We start from the raw sequence: 533 nt of genomic DNA, 5'->3' as shown, positions 1-533 counted from the left end.
GGATCATCGCTATGGCATCGTCGGATGACACCACGTGGGCGCGGATGTCTTCGTGCTCATGCTCCATACCATACAGCCCGCCGGCGTCTTCAGTGCTCACGCAGCCACAATAGAGATGAATCATTTCGGTACTGCCACCCGGCGACACCAGGTAGTCGCAAATTTTTTCCAGCGGCTCAAACGTTAGGCCGGCCTCTTCCTGACCTTCCCGCTGGGCGACCTCTTCCGGGCTTTCGCCGTCTTCGTTCATGCCGGCAACCAGTTCGAGTAACCACGGCGACTGGTCTCGGCCCAGGGCACCGAGGCGAAACTGTTCCAGCAGGACAACTTCGTCCCGCTCCGGATCATAGGGCAGCACGCAGGTAGCATCGCCCCGGATGAACAGCTCCCGGGTAAACACCGGCATATCCCGGCCATCAAAACGCGGGTGGGTCAGCCAGAGCTTATCCATTCGGAAGAAGCCCTGGAAGACGGTTTCACGTTTTTCGACGTTGACGTCGCTGGCTTTGAACTGGAACGGTTTGGCCATTTTT

1 protein-coding gene is annotated in these 533 nt (G+C 58.3%); it reads right to left on the bottom strand.

The features are described 5' to 3' along the window. Positions 1-529: NUDIX domain-containing protein (locus tag B2W52_RS12210; protein ID WP_286803274.1), on the bottom strand; the 529-nt coding region annotated here is incomplete at its 3' end. Between the last annotated feature and the right edge of the window lie 4 nt (positions 530-533).

The sequence above is a fragment of the Marinobacter sp. UBA2498 genome (assembly GCF_002341575.1).
In the GTDB taxonomy this organism is placed as follows: Bacteria; Pseudomonadota; Gammaproteobacteria; order Pseudomonadales; family Oleiphilaceae; genus Marinobacter; species Marinobacter manganoxydans.
The sequence above is the reverse complement of the archived record's forward strand: the minus strand, read 5'-3'. Positions and strand labels throughout refer to the sequence as shown.